This window comes from Amycolatopsis benzoatilytica AK 16/65, from assembly GCF_000383915.1.
Classification (GTDB): Bacteria; Actinomycetota; Actinomycetes; order Mycobacteriales; family Pseudonocardiaceae; genus Amycolatopsis; species Amycolatopsis benzoatilytica.
The window spans coordinates 955,397-974,954 of record NZ_KB912942.1; the positions used below are offsets into that span (position 1 = coordinate 955,397).

General features: G+C 70.5%; 14 protein-coding genes. 8 read left to right on the top strand and 6 right to left on the bottom strand.

From position 1 onward, the window contains the following. Positions 1-61: 61 nt before the first annotated feature. The 8 genes from AMYBE_RS0104500 to AMYBE_RS0104535 all read left to right on the top strand — a co-directional run bounded on the left by AMYBE_RS0104500 (position 62) and on the right by AMYBE_RS0104535 (position 11,335). Positions 62-865 (top strand): hypothetical protein, encoded by an 804-nt coding sequence (locus tag AMYBE_RS0104500; protein ID WP_020658147.1) that lies wholly within the window; start codon positions 62-64, stop codon positions 863-865. A gap of 97 nt (positions 866-962) precedes the next feature. Then, positions 963-5,441, top strand: coding sequence for a hypothetical protein (locus AMYBE_RS0104505; RefSeq protein ID WP_020658148.1), 4,479 nt, complete (start codon positions 963-965; stop codon positions 5,439-5,441). Between the two features lie 179 nt (positions 5,442-5,620). Beyond that, positions 5,621-6,805 carry a winged helix DNA-binding domain-containing protein gene (locus AMYBE_RS0104510; protein WP_020658149.1) on the top strand — a complete coding sequence of 395 codons (1,185 nt, stop codon included), beginning with the start codon at positions 5,621-5,623 and terminating at the stop codon, positions 6,803-6,805. 735 nt (positions 6,806-7,540) lie between these two features. Next, a complete protein-coding gene (gap, locus tag AMYBE_RS0104515) occupies positions 7,541-8,542 on the top strand; it encodes a type I glyceraldehyde-3-phosphate dehydrogenase (RefSeq protein WP_020658150.1) in 1,002 nt (333 codons plus the stop codon). A gap of 5 nt (positions 8,543-8,547) precedes the next feature. Then, on the top strand, positions 8,548-9,762 hold the full coding sequence (locus tag AMYBE_RS0104520) for a phosphoglycerate kinase (RefSeq protein ID WP_020658151.1): 1,215 nt from the start codon (positions 8,548-8,550) through the stop codon (positions 9,760-9,762). Next, entirely contained in the window at positions 9,762-10,547 is a 786-nt protein-coding gene (gene tpiA / locus AMYBE_RS0104525; RefSeq protein WP_020658152.1) for a triose-phosphate isomerase, read from the top strand. The genes AMYBE_RS0104520 and tpiA overlap by 1 nt, the downstream gene beginning before the upstream one ends. A 136-nt stretch (positions 10,548-10,683) precedes the next feature. Beyond that, on the top strand, positions 10,684-10,914 hold the full coding sequence (secG, locus tag AMYBE_RS0104530) for a preprotein translocase subunit SecG (protein WP_020658153.1): 231 nt from the start codon (positions 10,684-10,686) through the stop codon (positions 10,912-10,914). A gap of 76 nt (positions 10,915-10,990) precedes the next feature. Next, a complete protein-coding gene (locus AMYBE_RS0104535) occupies positions 10,991-11,335 on the top strand; it encodes an RNA polymerase-binding protein RbpA (RefSeq protein ID WP_027927373.1) in 345 nt (114 codons plus the stop codon). A 167-nt stretch (positions 11,336-11,502) separates the two neighbouring features. On the opposite strand, the gene AMYBE_RS0104540 is transcribed toward AMYBE_RS0104535, so the two are convergent. The 6 genes from AMYBE_RS0104540 to tal all read right to left on the bottom strand — a co-directional run bounded on the left by AMYBE_RS0104540 (position 11,503) and on the right by tal (position 19,550). Beyond that, positions 11,503-12,705, bottom strand: a complete 1,203-nt coding sequence (locus AMYBE_RS0104540; RefSeq protein WP_169515203.1) for a sensor histidine kinase — start codon at positions 12,703-12,705, stop codon at positions 11,503-11,505. A gap of 674 nt (positions 12,706-13,379) precedes the next feature. Further along, on the bottom strand, positions 13,380-14,153 hold the full coding sequence (gene pgl / locus AMYBE_RS0104545; protein ID WP_020658156.1) for a 6-phosphogluconolactonase: 774 nt from the start codon (positions 14,151-14,153) through the stop codon (positions 13,380-13,382). After that, positions 14,150-15,178 carry a glucose-6-phosphate dehydrogenase assembly protein OpcA gene (gene opcA, locus AMYBE_RS0104550; RefSeq protein WP_020658157.1) on the bottom strand — a complete coding sequence of 343 codons (1,029 nt, stop codon included), beginning with the start codon at positions 15,176-15,178 and terminating at the stop codon, positions 14,150-14,152. Before opcA ends, pgl begins: the two co-directional genes overlap by 4 nt. A gap of 97 nt (positions 15,179-15,275) precedes the next feature. Further along, positions 15,276-16,802 carry a glucose-6-phosphate dehydrogenase gene (zwf, locus tag AMYBE_RS0104555; RefSeq protein ID WP_020658158.1) on the bottom strand — a complete coding sequence of 509 codons (1,527 nt, stop codon included), beginning with the start codon at positions 16,800-16,802 and terminating at the stop codon, positions 15,276-15,278. Then, positions 16,799-18,430 carry a hypothetical protein gene (locus tag AMYBE_RS0104560; RefSeq protein ID WP_020658159.1) on the bottom strand — a complete coding sequence of 544 codons (1,632 nt, stop codon included), beginning with the start codon at positions 18,428-18,430 and terminating at the stop codon, positions 16,799-16,801. Before AMYBE_RS0104560 ends, zwf begins: the two co-directional genes overlap by 4 nt. A 10-nt stretch (positions 18,431-18,440) precedes the next feature. Continuing rightward, a complete protein-coding gene (gene tal, locus AMYBE_RS0104565; RefSeq protein ID WP_020658160.1) occupies positions 18,441-19,550 on the bottom strand; it encodes a transaldolase in 1,110 nt (369 codons plus the stop codon). Positions 19,551-19,558 lie beyond the last annotated feature (8 nt).

The following is a 19,558-nucleotide window of genomic DNA, read 5'->3' on the forward strand; positions in this document are numbered from 1 at the left end:
CACCCAATGCCACATTGGGGCGTTTTGCGGTACGCCACGACGAGACCGAGGAGGTCGCCTGATGCCGGTGACGCACACGAGTGTCGACGCCGAGGCTGCCGCGCGCCTCGTCGCGTTCGGGATGCGCCCGAAGCAGCTGCCCGCGCGCGACGTCGTGTACGGCGAACTGGTGCGCCGTTACAGCGAGGACAACGCGTTCAAGGCGCTCACCCACGCTGTCGCCTCCGGGCTGGGGCTGATGGTGCTGGAGGTGACGCAGCAGGCCGGGTGCGTGCTGGCGGCCACCGACGAGTCCGTCTTCGAGATCAAGATGGACAGCTACGCCCGGCAGGCGAAGATCCGCGAGCGCCGCGAGACGGAGAAGGTGCTGCACGGCTTGATCCACCTCGCGGCGGCCGCTCTCGGCTATCCGCGTCCGGACGACTTGGCGAACGACACGTACATCGGCCGGGTGAGCGTCGAACAGGTCGACGCGATGGTGCGCGAAGCGGCGCGCGTGCTCGAAGAGCGGGCACAGCAGGCTGAATCGAACAACGACCCGCTGGCAGACGCGCCGGAGCTGGAGCAGGCATGGCGCGCGTACGCCCGCCGTCCGGCCGCAGCCGCGACGAAAGACGGCCGGATGGCCGCGGACACGACGCGCGGCATGGTGTCGCGCGCGCTGCGGTTCTTGGCTGATCAGGGCTTCCTGGTGCAGGTGAGCGACGAGCAGGGTGGGACTTACCGGACGACGCCGCGGTACCAGATCCAGGTGCGGGAGCTGGCCGCGGATGCCGCGTTCGACGATCTGCTCGCGCTGAACGTCGTCGCGGTCGCCGGTGCCGGGGGCACGCTGCGCGCGACCGCCTCGGACACGCTGCAGTGAGGGTGCAGGCCGTGAAGGACGCCTTGAGGGAATCAGAGTCCGTGAGGGGAACCTTCACGGACCAGCGGGCCGATCAGGCGCGGTAGAGGGGAAACGGATGTACGAGCTTTCGCGGGTCCGCCTGCATTCGGTGGGTCCGGCGGGTGCCCGGTACCAGGACGTGGTGCTGGACTTCAGCGGCGTCGGAGCCGCCATCACCGCGCCGAAGCAGGACGCGCTGTTCTCCGCGGGCATCCACTCCGACGGTCCGGTGCGCCGTCCGTCGCCGGCGAGCGTGCTGTTCCTGGAGAACGGCGGCGGCAAGTCGGTGCTGATCAAGCTGATCTTCTCGGTGATGCTGCCCGGGCGGCGCCAGGTCGTCGGCACCACCAGCACGAAGGTGCTGGAGAAGTTCGTGACCGCCAAGGACGTCGCGCACGTCGTGCTGGAGTGGCTGCACGTCGAGACCGGCCACCGGGTGATCACCGGCAAGGTGTCCGAGTGGCGCGGGCACGTGACGTCCGCGGACTCGGAGAACCTGGTCGACTCCTGGTACTGCTTCCGGCCCACCGCGCAGGTCAGCCTGGACTCGCTGCCGCTGACCGAGGACGGCAGGCTGCTCACCATGTCCGGGTTCCACGACCGGATCGCCGGAGCCGCGATGGCCGAGCCGGAGCTGGAGCTGTTCTGGACCCGCCGCCACCACGAGTGGACGGGCCGGCTGGATCTGCTCGGCCTGGACACCGAGCTGTTCCGCTACCAGCGAGCGATGAACGCGGGCGAAGGGGAGGCGGCGGACGCGTTCCAGTTCTCCACCGACGAAGCGTTCGTGGAGTTCCTGCTGCGCGCTGTGCTGTCCGAGGACGAGCCGAAGGACCTCGCCGAGGTCGTCTCGGCGTACGCGAACAACCTGGCGCAACGCGGCGATCTGATGGCGGAGAAGGAGTTCGTCGAAGGCGCGCTGGAGCTGCTCGGCCCGCTGGCCGAGGAAGAAGGCGTCGCCGCGGCTTCGCGGCAGATCGCCGAATCGGCGCGGGCGGACCTCGGCGAGCTGGCCGGGCGGATCCACGCGCGCAACGAGCTGGAGAACGCGCGGCTGTCCGGGCTGGAGGAGCACGTCGAGGAGGTGCGCACCGCGGAAAAGCTGGCCGAGGGAGACCACCGGCGGCTCACCGCGGGCGTGACCGAGCTGCGCCGGCTGGTCGCCGTGCTGCGCCTGGAAGAAGCGCAGATCGAGCGCGAGCGGGTCGACGGCGAGCTGGCTGAGGCGAAGACGCAGGCCGAGGCGTGGCGGGAAACCGCGACCGTGCTGAATCGGCTGAACGCGGCGCGCAAGGCGAAGGACCTGCGAGAGCTGGTCGGCAACCGCGAGGAGAAAGCGAAACCGGCGCTCGCTGCCCGCGACGCGGCGGCCATCGCGTTGGCGCGCGGTCTGTTGTCGCTGGCGCGGGATGCGCAGCGGCAGGCGGACAAAGCCGAGGCACACGCGGACGCGTTGCGCGCGGAAGCGGAGAAGGCGCAGGCCGAACGGGACGAGACCGCCAACCTCGCGGCCGGCCGGCGGGCGGAGGCGCGCGGGCTTTCTTCCCGGATTGCCGAGCTGCGCGAGGAAATCTCGGAGTCAGTCCGCAGTGGACTGCTGGCGTCCGGCGCGGAGGTCGCCGAGTCCGCGCGCGCCGCGCGGACCGAGGCGGAGACCGCGCGGGCGGAATCCGTTCGCCGGGAACAGGAACTCGACCGGGTCGGCGAGGATCTGCAGGCTGCCCAGCGGGCCGTGAACGAGGCCCACCAGCTCGCGGGGTCCACTCAGGACCGCCTCGTGCGCGCCGCGGAAGACCTCGACCGCGCTCACCGCCGCACCGACGCGTTGGCCGCCGAGGGGCGGCTGATGGAACTGCTCGGGGCGGACGACGTACACCTGGAAAGCGATCTTCCGGTGCTGCTGCAGCGATTGCGCGACGCGAGCGCGGCCGTCGAGAAGGAGCAGACCGCGCTGCGGATGGAGGAGTCGGCCGACGAGCGCGCGCTGGCCGCGCTCGGTTCGGGCGGGCTGCTGCCGCCGCCGGAGGACGTCCAAGCGGCGCTGGACGCGTTGGAGCAGGCCGGGATCACCGCGTGGTCGGGCTGGCGCTATCTGTCCAAACTGGATTCGGTGCGGCGCGACGAGGTGCTGGAGCGGATGCCGCAGCTGGTCGGCGGCGTGCTGCTGAACGACGCGGCGCAGGTGGCTCGGGCGCGGGAAGTGCTGTCTGCCGGACGGCTGCTGCCGAGCGCGGTGATCGCCGTTGGCACCACGGAAGCGTTCCAGGCCGCGGATGTCGCGGCGGCCGCGGGCGTCGAGTTCCTCGTGCCGCCGAACCCGGCGATGTACGACGAAGAAGCCGCGGACACCGAGCGCGAGGCGATCGCCCAGCGGCACGCGCAGCGGCAGCGCCGGCTGGAGCAGCTGTCGGAGGCGCTGGCCAACGACGGCGCGTTGACCTGGAAGCTCACCACCTGGCGCGAGGACTACCCGGCGGGTGCCGTCGCGACGCTCGCCGAACAGGCGGAAAGCGCCCGGGTCGCGCGCGAGACCGCGCAGGCCGCATTGACCCAGGCCGAGGCGGAATTCGCTCGGTTGAGCGAAAAATCCGCGGTCCTGCGGGAGAAGGTCCCGGCGCTGCGGACGATCGCCGCGGAAGCCGAGGAAAAGGCGAGAAGGCTGGGCGAGCTGATGGCGCGCGCGGCCCGCGTCGCGGAATGGACCGAAGAAGTCGAGCGCGCCACGGAAATCGCCGAGCGAGCAGAGACGTCGGCCTCGGAAGCATCGGCGCGTGCCGCGCGGCTGCGCGAGCAAGCGGGGGAGGAGCAGCGGACCGCGGACGGGCACCGCCGCACCGCCACCACCGCGCGATCCGAGCTGGCCGAGGTGCCCGGTGCGTCCGAGCTGCCGGAGGACCTCGACGCGCCTCCGGAGCCGGTCGACGCGTTGCGGCGGACGTTCGCGTCGGCTTCCGAGGCGTACGCGAAGGTCGAGGTCGGAAGCGACCTGCGCGCCGAACTCGAGCAGGCGGAGTCCGCCGAGGCCGCGGCTTCGTCGGCGCTGGAGGCGTTGGACGAGGAGGTCCGAGCCCGCGCGGCGACGCTGCTGGAAACGCCGGACGGTTCGGACGCCTCCGCGCGGGCCGCGGCGCTGGCCCGGGCCCGGCGCGTGGTGGACGCGCTGGAGGAGGAACGGACCGAGGCGATCGGCCAGGTTTCGACGCGCCGGGCGGAGCTGGACGTGCTGCCGTTGCAGACCGGCGCGGCGTCGCCCGCGGACCGGCCGCGGGACATCGAGCACGGACTGGAGCTGATCGACGCGGCCTCGCTGGAGGTGTCCGCGGCGGCCCGGAAGTGGGAAGAATTGCAGGAACGCCGGGCTGCGGCGGAGGCGACGCTGGACGCGGCCAAGGCTTCCGCGTCCGGTTTCGGCTTGCTGTCGGAGTCGTTGGCGCACCTGCGTTCCGACGAGCCGGCCGACGCCTACGAAGACGACGTCGAGGCCGCGCGGACCCGGCACAACCAGCTCAACACCGTCCTGAACGACGCGCAGGCCGCGGCCGACGCGGGCGATCGCCGGGTGCGGGCCTCGGCGGACCAGCTGGCGCAGTACGCGACCGAAAAACGGTTCGAAAAGCTGAGCACCCCGGTGCGGCAGCAGGTGATTTCCGTGAAGCGGGACCAGTTGCCCGCCCACGCCGCGGAATGGAGCGAGGCGCTGCGCCCGCGCCTGCGGACGCTGACCGACGACCTGGCCCAGATCGACCGGCACCGGGGCGGCATCATCACCCGGCTGCAGGGCATGGTCGAGGGCGCGTTGCGGACGCTGCGTTCCGCGCAACGGGTTTCGCGGCTGCCGGACGGCCTCGGCGACTGGTCCGGCCAGGAATTCCTGCGGATCCGGTTCACCGAGCTGGAAGACCACGTGCTGGCGGAGAAGCTGGGCGAGGTCGTCGACGAAGCGGCCGCGGGCAAGACCGCCGACGGCCGCGACGTCAAGCGCGACGGTCTGTCCCTGGTGCTGCGCGGCGTGCAGGTGGCCGCTCCCAAGGGATACCGGGTCGACATGCTCAAGCCGGACTCCGTGCTGCGCACGGAACGCCAGCGGGTTTCGGAAATCCGCGACGTGTTCTCCGGCGGTCAGCAGCTGACGGCCGCGATCATCCTGTACTGCACGCTGGCCGCGTTGCGCGCCAACAACCGGGGCAAGGCGCGCAGCCGCCACTCGGGCGTGCTGTTCCTGGACAACCCGATCGGCCGCGCTTCGGCGGGGTACCTGCTGGAATTGCAGCGAGCCGTCGCGGAAGCGCTCGGGGTGCAGCTGATCTACACGACCGGTCTGTTCGACGCGGGCGCACTGGCGGAATTCCCGCTGATCGTGCGGCTGCGCAACGACGCGGACCTGCGGGCGGGCCGGAAGTACCTCTCGGTGGACGCGACGATCCGCACCTCGCTGGACGACCTCGGCGACCCGGACGGGGTGGCCCGGTTGTCCGCGACCCGGATGTTCAGCCGGACGGCCTCGTCGCCGGAGCTCCCGGAATCCCCGGAATCCCCGGAAGAACAGCCCGCCTGACGTCCGGCGCGCGGTTCTCCGCGAACCGCGCGCCGGGTTCCTTCAGCTGGCCGGGACGCAGCCCAGTCGGCGCGCCCCTCCGGCCCCGGCTCGGATCGGGTTCCGGACCCACCTCCGGGCAGCCTTCGCCACCAGCGCAAACGCGGTTTTTGTCGGTCCTGGCTGGTAGAACTCGGAGGGTGAAGATCTCCCTCGCCCAGCGCCGGGCCCGCCTCGGCGTCCGGCACTTTCTCGCGGCGCGTGCGGCGACTGTCGAGGAGGCGGTCGACGGCGTGGTCGCGCTGCACGCCACCGATCCCGCGTCGGTGTACCTGTCCGCCTGGTCACGCGTTCGGGACGCCTCGGTCGCGGATGTCGAGCGCGCGCTGTACGACGACCGCACCGTGCTGCGGATCCTGGGAATGCGCCGCACCGTGTTCGTCGCCGACGTCGCGACGGCGGCACAGGTGCAGGCGGGCTGTTCGCTCGACGTCGCCGTCCGCCAACGACGGCTGCTGGAAAAACAGCTCGGCACGCAGGGACACCCGGCGAATGTCGCAGATCCTTCCCCGTGGCTGGACGATGTCCTGGCAAGCGTCGAGAAAGCGTTGCGCGCCCGAGGATCGGCTACCGCACAGCAACTGGCCGAGGACGAGCCACGTCTGCGCCAGCAACTGCGGATGGCACCGGGCAAGCCATACGAGTCGATCGGCAACGTCACGAGCCGGGTGCTGTTCCAGCTCGCCGCGGAAGGCCACATCGTGCGCGGCCGTCCCCGGGGGAGCTGGCAGAGCACGCAGTACCACTGGGCGCCGATGAAGGAGTGGCTGCCGGATCCGGCACTCGACTGGCCCGGTTGCACTGCGGACGAGGCGCGTACCGCGTTGGCCCGCCGATGGTTGTCCTCGTTCGGCCCGGCGCCGGCGTCGGACCTGCAGTGGTGGACCGGCTGGAACGCGGGCCAGACGAAGAAGGCGCTGGCCGGGTTGGCGGTCACGGAGGTGGACCTGGACGGAGAAGCGGCGTTGATCCTGACCGGCGACCTGGCCCCGGTTGCCACGCCCGCACCGTGGGTCGCGCTGCTCCCGGCACTGGACCCCACTCCGATGGGCTGGCAGTCGCGCGACTGGTACCTCGGGCCGCACCGTCCGCGGTTGTTCGACCGAAGCGGCAACATCGGGCCGACAGTGTGGAGCGACGGGAGAGTGGTCGGAGCCTGGGCACAGCGCCCCTCGGGCGAGGTGGTGGCGCGGCTGCTGGAGGACGTCGGCGCGGAGAAGGCAGCCGCGGTGGAGGCGGAGGCAGCCCGGCTGGGCGAGTGGCTGGGGGAGGCACGGGTCGTGCCGAAGTTCCGCACCCCGGCGGAGAAGGAGCTGGCTGGATAGCGGGCTTGCCGGGTGGGTTGTTGCCTGGCTGCGGGGCAGGATTTGCTGGGCCGGAGCCGGAGCCGGAGCCGGAGCCGGAGCCGGAGCCGGAGCCGGAGCCGGAGCCGGAGCCGGAGCCGGAGCCGGAGCCGGAGACGGAGCCGGAGCCGGAGCCGGAGCCGGAGCCGGGGCACCGTCTTGGGCTGAACGATCGCTGGTCCGTGAAGGGCCCCTTACCGGACTCTGATTCCCTCAGCGGGCCCTTCACGGACTGTCTTGCCCGGCTGCTCCACCCCGTGCGCTCCGCTCCGCGGCCGCGCCCGGCCCGTGCCAGGCCGCTGTCCAGGGCTGCCCGCCGCCTCTCCGGCCCGGCGGTCGAGCCCCTTCCGCCCCGAAAACCAGGCTCGTCCGCTCTGTCCGTTCCTGCTCATCCGCCCGACGGCGTGAACCGGGGCACCAAGACCGATCAAGCAGCTGGTCCGGTCCTGCCCTGAACCGCTTCCGGGGGCCGCCGCCCATTTCCCGGCCGCACCCGGCTGAGCTGGGTTCTTAATCGATTCTTGACGTCTCCGGGCAGTGGTGGAAGTCTCGTCAGGGCAGTCCGGGGCAACGGGGCCCGCACGCTAGGGTTGCGCCGAACCCGGAACACGCGGAAGCGGTCCGGGGCGGGCGCCCCGGGGAACCTTCCGCAGTGTCCAACCCAGCGCCGGCGGCCGGTGTGCCGCCGCCGTGATCAACACCAGAGGAGTGGCAGCAGTGACCGTTCGCGTAGGTGTCAACGGCTTCGGCCGGATCGGCCGCAACTTCTTCCGCGCCGTGAAGGCGAGCGGTCACGACATCGAGGTCGTCGCGTTCAACGACCTCGGCGACGTCGCGACCATGGCTCACCTGCTCAAGTACGACTCCATCCTCGGCCGCTTCCCGGGCGAGGTCAGCGTCAGCGACGAGGGCATCGTCGTCGACGGCAAGACCATCAAGGCACTCGCCGAGCGCGACCCGGCCAACCTGCCCTGGGGCGACCTGGGCGTGGACGTCGTCGTCGAGTCGACCGGCTTCTTCACCAACGCCGACGCGGCGAAGGCGCACATCGCCGGGGGCGCGAAGAAGGTCATCATCTCCGCGCCCGCCAAGGGCGAGGACCTGACCGTCGTCCTGGGCGTCAACGACGACAAGTACGACGGCTCGCAGACGATCATCTCGAACGCGTCCTGCACCACCAACTGCCTCGGCCCGCTGGCCAAGGTCCTCAACGACGCCTTCGGCATCGAGCAGGGCCTGATGACCACCATCCACGCTTACACGCAGGACCAGAACCTGCAGGACGGCCCGCACAAGGACCTGCGCCGCGCCCGCGCCGCCGCCCTGAACGTGGTGCCCGCCTCCACCGGCGCCGCCAAGGCGATCGGCCTCGTGCTGCCTGAACTGCTGGGCAAGCTGGACGGCTACGCGCTGCGCGTCCCGGTCCCGACCGGCTCGGCCACCGACCTGACCGTCACCCTCAAGAAGTCGGCCACCGTCGACGAGATCAACGAGGCGTACAAGGCCGCCGCCGAAGGCCCGCTGGCCGGGATCCTGCGCTACTCGGTCGACCCGATCGTGTCCTCGGACATCGTCACCGACCCGGCGTCCTGCATCTACGACTCGCCGCTCACCAAGGTGATCGGGAACCAGGTCAAGGTCGTCGGCTGGTACGACAACGAGTGGGGTTACTCCAACCGCCTCGCCGACCTGATCAAGCTCGTCGGCTCGAAGCTCTGAGCCGGATGAGCGTCAAGAACCTCGAAGACCTGCTGGGCGAGGGTGTTCAGGGCCGCTACGTACTGGTGCGCAGCGACCTGAACGTCCCGCTCGACGGGTCGGCCATCACCGACGACGGCCGGGTCCGGGCCGCGCTGCCGACGATCAAGAAGCTCGCCGACGCGGGCGCGAAGGTCGTCGTCACCGCGCACCTCGGCCGTCCCAAGGGCGAGCCGGACCCGAAGTTCACGCTCGCGCCGGTCGCCAAGCGGCTGGGCGAGCTGCTCGGCGCCGAGGTCCCGCTGGCCGGCGACCTCGTCGGCGAGTCGGCAAAGGCACTGGTCGGCGGGCTCGCCGACGGCGGCGTCGCCTTGCTGGAGAACGTGCGCTTCGACGCGCGCGAGACCAGCAAGGACACGGTCGACCGCTCCGAGCTGGCCGCCGAGCTGGCCGCGCTGGTGCCGGGCGGGGCGTTCGTCTCCGACGGCTTCGGCGTGGTGCACCGCAAGCAGGCTTCGGTCTACGAGATCGCCGCGGTGCTTCCGGCATACGCGGGCGGCCTCGTGCTGGCCGAGCTGGACGTGCTGAAGAAGCTCACCGACGACGTCAAGCGGCCGTACGTGGTCGCGCTCGGCGGTTCGAAGGTGTCCGACAAGCTCGGCGTCATCGCGAACCTGCTCACCAAGGTCGATCGGCTGCTCATCGGCGGCGGCATGGCGTACACCTTCCTCAAGGCCCAGGGCTACGAGGTCGGCACGTCGCTGCTGCAGGAAGACCAGCTCGACCAGGTCAAGGGCTTCCTGGTCGAAGCCGAGAAGCGCGGCGTCGAACTGGTCCTGCCGGTCGACGTGCTCGCGGCCGTCGGTTTCGCCGCCGACGCGGAGCACGAAGCCGTCGACGTCACCGCGATCCCCGCCGACCGGATGGGCCTGGACATCGGCCCGCGCTCGGCGCAGCTGTTCGCGGAGAAGCTCGCCGACGCGGCGACCGTCTTCTGGAACGGCCCGATGGGCGTGTTCGAGTTCGAGGCGTTCGCAGGCGGTACCCGTGCGGTGGCCGAAGCGCTCGTGAAGAGCGACGCGTTCACCGTCGTCGGCGGCGGCGACTCGGCGGCCGCGGTGCGGCAGCTGGGCCTGCCCGAGGACGGCTTCTCGCACATCTCCACCGGCGGCGGCGCCTCGCTGGAGTACCTGGAAGGCAAGGAGCTGCCCGGCGTGGCGGCGCTGGAGGGGAAGAACTAGTGGCACGCAAGCCCCTGGTGGCCGGCAACTGGAAGATGAACCTCAACCACCTCGAGGCCATCGCCCTGGTGCAGAAGATCGCCTTCGCGCTGCCGGAGAAGTACTACGCGAAGGTCGACGTGACGGTGCTGCCGCCGTTCACCGACATCCGCAGCGTGCAGACCCTCGTCGACGCGGACAAGCTCTCGCTCACCTACGGCGCGCAGGACCTGTCGCCGCAGGACTCGGGCGCGTTCACCGGCGACATCTCCGGCCCGATGCTGGCGAAGCTGGGCTGCAGCTTCGTCACCGTCGGCCACTCCGAGCGGCGCGCCATCCACGGCGAGACCGACGAGATCGTCAACAAGAAGGTCAAAGCCGCGCTGAAGAACGGCATCACGCCGATCCTGTGCGTGGGCGAGGAACTCGAGATCCGCGAAGCGGGCGAGCACCTCGAGCACACCCGCAACCAGCTGATCGAGGGTCTCAAGGGGCTCAAGACCGAGCAGGTGGCGCAGGTCGTCGTCGCGTACGAGCCGGTGTGGGCGATCGGCACCGGCAAGGTGGCGACCGCGGCGGACGCCGAAGAGGTGTGCAAGTCGCTGCGCGGGACGCTGTCGGAGAAGTACGGCGACGAGGTCGCGACCTCGGTCCGGGTGCTGTATGGCGGTTCGGTGAAGGCGGGCAACGTCTCCGAGCTGGTCGGTGCGGACAACATCGACGGTGCGCTGGTCGGCGGGGCGAGCCTGGACGGCGAGGAGTTCACGAAGCTGTGCGCGCTCGCGGCTGGTGGCCCGCTGCCCTGATCGTGGGCACTACCGGGTAGCCTGTGTATCCGGTCCGTCACTAGAGCAGTGGACGAGTCCAGGGGTACGGTGAAGATCCGCGCACACCGCGGATCGGGCCGTACCCCTGCATGCTCCGACAAGCACAGAGGATGACATGAAGCTGTTCCTGCAAATCCTGTTGATCGCCTCCAGCGTGCTGCTGGTGGTGGCCGTGCTGCTGCACCGCGGCCGCGGCGGCGGCTTGTCGTCGCTGTTCGGCGGGGGGATGCAGTCCAGCCTCGCGGGTTCCAGCGTCGCGGAGAAGAACCTCGACCGGATCACCCTCGGGCTGGGCGCCATCTGGCTGATCAGCATCGTGGGTCTCGGCCTGCTGCTCAAGATCTGACCGGATCCCCGGCAGGGGAACTGCGATCGGCGTGCCTATTGGGGGGCGCGCCGCCGATTCCAACGGGTGAGGATTCATGGTTGGCGGTAACGCGATTCGCGGCACCCGCGTGGGTGCCGGTCCTTCGGGTGAATCGGAGCGGGGTGAATCGGCGCCACGGCGCCGGATTTCGTATTGGTGCGCGAACGGGCACGAGGCGCGCCCGTCGTTCGCGATGGACGCGGAAATCCCCGACGAGTGGGACTGCCCGCGCTGCGGGCTCCCGGGCGGTCAGGACGAGCAGAACCCGCCAGCGGCTCCTCGGACCGAGCCGTACAAGACGCATCTGGCCTACGTGAAGGAACGTCGGAGCGACGCCGACGGCGAGGCGATCCTCGCCGAAGCGCTGGAGCGGTTGCGGCAGCGGCGCGAGCTGATCTAAGACTCGGGGTTGAATGTGGAACCACCGGTTCTTGCTCCCTACCGGGATCGGGGCCGGTGGTTTTCTGTTGCGTCGGGGCCGCTGCCGGATTGTCCGTGAAGGGCCCCTTGAGGGAATCTGATTCCCTCAAGGGGCCCTTCACGGACTGTTGGCCGGCGGGGGGCGGATCAGCGGTCCAGGGGATACCTGGCGCGCACTCGGAACCCGCCGTCCTCGGTTCCGGACGTTTCGAAGCTTCCGCCCAGCAGGCGGGCTCGTTCCGCTAGCCCGGTGAGCCCGTGACCGCCCGAGGGCAGGGTTTCTCCGGTGCGGCAGGCGCGGGCGTTCTGCACCTCGATGTCCAGCGCGCCGCTTCCCGCGTTGATGCGGATCGTCGCGGTGGCGCCGGGGGCGTGCTTGTGGACGTTCGTCAGGCATTCCTGCACCGTGCGGTACGCGGCTGCGGAAACTTGGCTGGGCAGCGTGTCCGGGAGCTGTTCCACGGTGAGCTGGACGGGCACGTCCGAGTTGCGGATCAGGTGGTCCAGTTCGCCGATGCCGGGGCGCGGGCCCTCGTCTTCCGAGCCGGAGCGCAGGACGCTCACCAGGGAGCGCAGCTCCTCCAGCGTTCGCGTCGAGAGCTGGCGGATGACGTGCGCGGTTTCCAGTGCCGAACCGTCCTTGGCCTGTGCCTGCAGCGCGCCGGCCTGCATGGCGATCAAGGTGATCTGGTGGGACACCACATCGTGCATTTCGCGGGCGAGCCGCGCGCGCTCCTCGGCGCGGACGGCGTCGGCGTGGAAGCGGCGTTCGCGGTCACGGCTCTTCGCCAGTTCGCGCAGCTTCGCCGACACTTCGGCCCGCGCTCCGATCAGCAGGCCGATCGCGATCGGCATCCCGGCCACCAGGATTCCGTAAATGCCGTCCAGGACGTGTTCGCGCCAGGTCAGCTGCGAGAATTCCTGCAGCGGCCAGCGCACGAAGCGGCAGGTGAACACCAGTCCCGCGCCGACCCAGGTCTGCCAGTGCAGCTGGCGCCGGGTGGCCAGCATGCCCAGGTTGATCATCGACGCCAGCTGCGCCCAGCCGGCCAGGAACCCGGGGACGGCGACCAGCATCGCCGCGAACGGGAACCGGCGGCGGACCACTACGGCGAGGCAGGCGGTGGCGGACAGGTAGATCGAGTAGGGCTGTGCCTTCGGCGGCACCACCAGCCAGACGTCCAGCACCGCCAGCAGCACGACCACCACTTCGAGAGCGACGGTCGCGACGAGGGGTTTGCGGAACGCGGCGAACGCCCCGCTCAGGCTGAACCGCCCGGCCTCCCGAGCGGCTCCCGCACCGGAGCTGCCCATCGAGATGCCTGGAATCGAGAGTCCCTCAGTGCTCATCGCGGCGACCCCATTCGTCTTGTGGACTTGGTGATGAGATGCTCGAGCCACCCGATCGGGACGCGCGGCGGTGAACAAATGTGCGGATGCTAACGGAAACGTGTGTATTGGCAGTAAGTTTCACCCAGAGTCGTACTTGCCGCGCCGTAATCTCCACGCTTGCTCCAACTGGGTTACGTGCATCAGGGTGACATCACCATGTGTCGATCACATCACCTTACGTTCACCATACGGTGGTTCCCACAGACTGGTTAGCCGCTCTTTGGCGCAGTGCGGATTACGCCGTTCGGAGCCCAGGTCGATGCCATGCGTTCAGGGGAGAGATCACCCGCGCGGGTGGTGGAAGGTTTCGCTGCGCAGTCGACGGCCGCCGCGTCGCGCGGGGCACCCGCAGCAGCGGCTGTCGGGTCCGAGGCCTGGTTGGAGGGCGGGCGGAGCCGGGAGTGCGCTGCCGGTTGCTGCTGGCGAGTGGGGCCGCGACTCGCGGTACTGGAGTCCGGTTGCGCCGGATCGCCCGGACGGTCGGCGAGGGCCTCGGCACCAGCGCGAAAGCGACGGCAGGCCCGGCACCGCGGCCAGGCACTGGCGGCAAGGTGCGACGGCTGCCGAAAACCCTTGGCCTGCAAAAGAAAAACTCCCCGCGGCGAACCGCGAGGAGCTCTTCCCGAAACAGCCTATTCGGCAGGCGGCTGGTAGACCTTCGTCAGCTTCCCCGCCGCCTCGCGGTCGAGGAGCCACAGCGTCCGCCGGTAGCCGCGAGCGCCGGAGACTGGGATCTGTGTCTCCGGCGCGCCTGCCAGGGCCTGCGCCACCGCGTCCGCCTTCGCCGTGCCTGCTGTCATCAGCCACACCTCGCGGGCGCGGCGGATGGCGCGCAAGGTGAGCGACACCCGCGTCGGCGGAGGCTTCGGGCAGTCACGCACCGGGACCACCGAGCGGTGCGTTTCGCGCACCTCGGCGGTTTCCGGGAACAGCGACGCCGTGTGCCCCTCGCCGCCGAGGCCGAGCAGCATGATGTCGAACTCCGGGACGTCGGCGCCAGGGCCGGCGGCGTCCGCGAGCACCTTCGCGTACGCCTCGGCGGCCGCGTCCACGTCGTCGCCGAACTCGCCGTCGGACGGGGCCATCGCGTGCACCCGCTCCGGCGCCAGCGGGACGTGGTCGAGCAGGGCCTCGCGGGCGCCCTTCTCGTTGCGCTCGTCCGAATCCGCCGGGACGAACCGCTCGTCGCCCCAGTAGACGTCGAGGCGCGACCAGTCGATGGCGTCGCGTGCGCTGGACTCGTTCAGCTCGCGCAGCACCGCGATGCCGGTGCCGCCGCCGGTGAGCACCACCGACGCCGCGCCGCGGGCTGCCTGCACGTCCACGATCCGGGTCACCAGCCGGGCCGCGGCGGCCGCGGCCAGCAGGTCCGGGTTTTCGTAGACGACGACCTCGGTGCGGCTCACGACGCGCTCTTTTCCGCTGCCTTGCGCTTGGCGGCGGCCTTGGGGGCAGCGGCCTTAGACGCGGCGGCCTTGGGCTCAGCGGCCTTGGGGGCAGCGGCCTTCGGTGCGTTCGGGGCGATCTTGTGCAGGCCGTGCAGCGAAGCCTCGTACACCTCGTCCGGGTCCAGCCGGCGCAGCTCCTCGACCAGGCAGTCCGGATTGGTGCGCCGCTGCAGCGAAATCCGCCGCTGCGGCTGGCCCGGCTGGGTCAGCGCGCCGACGCGGCCGTCCGGCCGGCTCAGCTCGATCGCACCCGACTTCCGCTCCAGCTTCACCGAGATGATGCCCTGCGCGCTGGAGCTCTTGACCCGGTGCACCGGCACCTTCAGGTACTCGGCGAGCCAGCCCGCGAGCAGTTCGGTCGAGGGCGAGTCGGCCTCCCCGGTCACAGTCGCGCCCAGCACCTCCTCGTACGGCGGCAGGTCCAGCGCCGACACCAGCTGAGCCCGCCAGTGCGTCAGCCGCGTCCACGCCAAGTCGGTGTCGCCTTCGACGTACGCCTTCGCCCGCGTGGTGAGAGCTCTTATCGGGCTCTTCTCCGCGGCCGAGTCGGTGATCCGCCGCTGCGCGAGCTGGCCCAGCGGGTCCTCCGCGGGCGCCTTCGGGCCCGCGCCGGGCCACCAGGTGACGATCGGCGCGTCCGGCAGCAGCAGCGGTACGACCGCGCTCTGCCCCTGTGAAGCCAGCGGACCGTACAGCCGCAGCACGATGACCTCGCTCGCGCCGGCGTCGCCGCCGACCCGGATCTGGCCATCGATCCGCGGTGCGGCGGTGCGCGCGCCCTTCGCCACTACGATCACCCGCGACGGGTGCTCGCGGCTGGCGTCGTTGGCCGCCTCGATGGCGTCCTCGAGCTTGGCGTCGTCGTCAGCGACGATCACCAGGGTGAGCACCCGGCCGAGGGCGACCTGGCCGCCCTGCTCGCGGATCTCCACCAGTTTCTTGTTCAGCGCCGACGTCGTGGTCGACGGCAGGTCGATGATCACGGACGCCTCCAGTGTTTCTGCGGGATGCTCCCCCGGGTGCGGGTGTCCCGCATCGGCAGAGCCAGCCGGGGCACCCGGCCCGCTTCGCGGTTGTGGCTCACGGACGCCTCCAGTGCCTGCCGGTACGTTCCAGCATCTCGTCCGCCGCCTTCGGTCCCCAGCTGCCCGGCGAGTACTGCTCCGGCGCGGAGCCGAGCTTGGCCCAGTGGTCGAGCACCGGGTCCAGGATCTCCCAGGACAGCTCGACCTCGTCATTGACCGGGAACAGCGACGGCTCGCCCAGCAGCACGTCGAGGATCAGCCGCTCGTAGGCCTCCGGCGACGACTCGGTGAACGCGTGGCCGTAACCGAAGTCCATCGTGACGTCGCGGACCTCCATCGTGGTCCCCGGCACCTTCGACCCGAACCGCAGCGTGATGCCCTCGTCCGGCTGCACGCGGATGACCAGCGCGTTCTGCCCCAGCTCCTCGGTCTGCGTGGAGTCGAACGGCAGGTGCGGCGCGCGCTTGAACACGACCGCGATCTCGGTGACCCGGCGGCCGAGCCGCTTGCCGGTGCGCAGGTAGAACGGCACGCCCGCCCAGCGGCGGTTCTGCACCTCCAGCGTCACCGCGGCGTAGGTCTCGGTCTTCGAGTCCTTCGCGAACCCGGCTTCCTGCAGCAGGCCCGGCACCTTCGTGCCGCCCTGCCAGCCGCCGGAGTACTGCCCGCGCGCGGAGGTCTGGTCGAGCGGCAGCATCGGCTTGGTGGCCGCCAGCACCTTCGCCTTCTCCGAACGCAGTGCCTTCGGCTCGAACGACAGCGGCTCGTCCATCGCGGTGAAGGCGAGCAGTTGCAGCAGGTGGTTCTGGATGACGTCGCGGGCGGCGCCGATCCCGTCGTAGTACCCCGCGCGGCCGCCGAGGCCGATGTCCTCGGCCATGGTGATCTGCACGTGGTCGATGTAGTTCGCGTTCCAGATCGGCTCGAACAGCTGGTTCGCGAACCGCAGCGCCAGGATGTTCTGCACCGTCTCCTTGCCGAGGTAGTGGTCGATGCGGAACACCGACTCCTCGGGGAAGACGTCGTTCACGATCCCGTTGAGCTCCTTGGCGCTCTTCAGGTCGTGCCCGAACGGCTTCTCGATCACCACGCGGCGCCAGCTCTTGTCGTCGGACTCGGCGAGACCGGACCGCGCCAGCTGCTTCGTGACCACCGGGAACGCGCCCGGCGGGATAGACAGGTAGAACGCGGTGTTGCCGCCGGTGCCGCGTGCCTCGTCCAGTTCGCGCAGGGTCTTGGCGAGCCGGTCGAACGCGTCGTCGTCGTCGAAGGTGCCCTGGACGAACCGGATGCCCTCGGCGAGCCGGTTCCACACCGACTCCTTGAACGGCGTCCGCGCGTGCTCGCGCACCGAATCGTGCACGAGCTCGCCGAAGTCCTGGTGCTCCCAGTCCCGGCGGGCGAAGCCGACCAGCGAGAAACCGGCGGGCAGCAGCCCGCGGTGCGCCAGGTCGTAGATGGCGGGCATCAGCTTCTTGCGCGCCAGGTCGCCGGTCACGCCGAAGATCACCAGGCTGGACGGTCCCGCGATGCGCGGCAGCCGCTTGTCGCGCGGATCCCGCAGCGGGTTGCGCCAGGTCACTGCACGGCCTCCTGTACTGCCCGCACGAGCTCGGCGAGCCCGGCCGCGCGGTCGGTCAGGTGCAGCCGCAGCACCGGGCGCCCGTGGTCGGCCAGCACCTGGCCGTCGCCGAGCGCCTGCGCGTGCTGGAGCTGTCCCAGCGTGTACGGGCGGTCCGGCACCTCGAGGTCCGCTTCGACCGCGCCGGTGATCTGCAGGAAGCTGCCGTTCTGGTGGCCGCCCTTGTGGTACTGCCCGGTGGAGTGCAGGAACCGCGGGCCCCAGCCGAACGTGGTCTGCTTGCCGGTCCGCTTGGCGATTTCCCCGCGCAGCAAGGAAGTCGACGCGTCGTCGAGGCGGTCCAGGTACGCCTGCACCGCGATGTACCCGCCTTCGTCCACCGAGCCGAAGAACGCGCGGAGCACGTCGGCGAGCTTGCCGTCGGTGGAAACTCCTTCGCTGCCGAAGACTTCGACCGCACCGTCCACAGTGGCCGGTGCCTCGCCGCCCTTCAGCTTCTCCGGGTCGTCCAGCAGCGCACGTGCGGCCTTCTTCGCGGCCTCGACGTCCGGCTGGTCGAACGGGTTGATCTCCAGCAACCGCCCGGCGAGCGCGGTCGCGAACTCCCACAACAGGAACTGCGCGCCGAGCGAGCCGGTGACCGAGATCTGCGCCGCGCCCTGCGGGGCGCCGACCGCGACCGCGGTCGCGTCGCTGCCGTGATCGGCGAAGCCGGGGGCTTCCGGGCCCTCGACCGCGACCGGCAGCAGGCCGGTGCCGAGCTTGCCGGTGGACTCGGCGATCAGCTGCTCCGCCCAGTCCGGGAATCCAGGCAAATTGTTCGAGCTGCCCGACTCCGTTGACGCGAGAACAACCTTCTCCGCGCCCGCCGCGTGCGCCGCGCCCCAGGCCGCCGCGAGCTGCACGGCCGGGTTCTCCGCGATGTCCTCGGCGAGCTTGTCGGCCACCGACGCGGCCTGGTCGAGCAGTCGCGCGACGTCCGCCCCGGCGAGGCCGGCCGGCACCAGGCCGAACGCGGTCAGCGCCGAGTAGCGGCCGCCGACGTGCGGGTCGGCCAGGAAGGTCTTGCGGTAGCCCTCTTTCTCCGCCAGTTCGGAGAACGGGGAGCCGGGATCGGTGACGACGACGATGCGCCGCGCCGCGTCGATCCCGGCATCCGCGAACGCCTTCGCGAAGATCCGCCGGTGGCTGTCGGTCTCCACGGTGCCGCCGGACTTCGACGACACCACGATGACGGTGCGCTCGAGGTCGCCCGCGAGTGCGTCGGCCACCTGGCCCGGATCAGTCGTGTCGAGCACCGTGAGCGGGACGCCGGCAGTGGCCGTGATGACCTCCGGCGCGAGCGACGAGCCGCCCATGCCGGCGAGCACCACGCGGTCCACGCCTTCGCTGCGCAGTTCCGCGCGCAGCGCCTCGATTTCCCCGATCAACGGGCGCGACGACTTGTGCAGCGTCGTCCAGGACAGCCGGATGGACGCCTCGGACTCGGCGTCCGGGCCCCACAAAGTGGCGTCCTGGGCGGCGAGCTTGCCCGCTGCGCCGTCGGCGGCCAGCCGCTCGGCGAGCGGCGCGGCCTTGCCTGCCAGTTCGGCGTCGACGATCTCGACGCCGGTTTCGTCCCCGCTCATGGTTATTGGTTCAGCCCTTCGCCTTGTTCAGCTGGCCGGTCACCGTGTCCAGCAGTTCCTGCCAGGACTTCTCGAACTTCTCGACGCCCTCGGTTTCGAGGGTGACGAACACGTCCGGCACGTCGATGCCGGCCGCGGACAGCTTGTCGAACACGGCCTGCGCCTGCGCGCCCTTGCCGGACACCGTGTCACCGGTGATCTCGGCGTGGTCGGCGACCGCGTCCATGGTCTTCTCCGGCATCGTGTTGACCACGTCCTTGACCGTGAGCTCGTCGACGTAGCGGGTGTCGGAGTAGGCCGGGTCCTTCACGCCAGTGGATGCCCACAGCGGCCGCTGCGCATTCGCGCCGGCTTCGGCGAGCTCCTTCCAGCGGTCGGTGGCGAACAGCTTCTCGAAAGCCGCGTACGCGAGGCGCGCGTTGGCGATGGCCGCTTCGCCGAGCAGTGACTTGGCCTCGTCGGTGCCCAGCGCGTTCAGCCGCTTGTCGACTTCACTGTCCACTCGGGACACGAAGAACGAGGCGACCGAGTGGATGCCCTTGAGGTCATGCCCGTTGGCCTTCGCCTGCTCCAAACCGGCGAAGAAGGCGTCGATGACGGCCTGGTAGCGCTCGACCGAGAAGATCAGCGTGACGTTGACGCTGATGCCCTCGGCGAGTACCGCGGTGATGGCCGGCAGGCCCTCTTCGGTGGCCGGGATCTTGATCATCACGTTCGGCCGGTCGACGGTCTTCCACAGGTCCTTGGCCTCGGCCACCGTCTTCTCGGTGTCCTTGGCCAGGCGCGGGTCCACCTCGATGGAAACCCGGCCGTCGACGCCGTTGGTGGCGTTGTACACGTCGCGGAACAGGTCCGCGGCGTTGCGCACGTCGGTGGTGGTCAGCTCGCGGACAGTGGCGTCCAGGTCCGCGCCGCGCTCGGCGAGTTCCTTGACCTGCGAGTCGTAGGCCGCGCCGTCGGACAGCGCGTTCGCGAAGATCGTCGGGTTGGTGGTCACGCCGACGACGTGCTTGTCGCGGACCAGCGCGGCGAGGCTGCCGGAGGTCAGGCGCTCCCGGGACAGGTCGTCCAGCCAGATCGAGACGCCGGCCTCGGACAGCTGCGCGAGACGGTCAGTCATGGTGATCT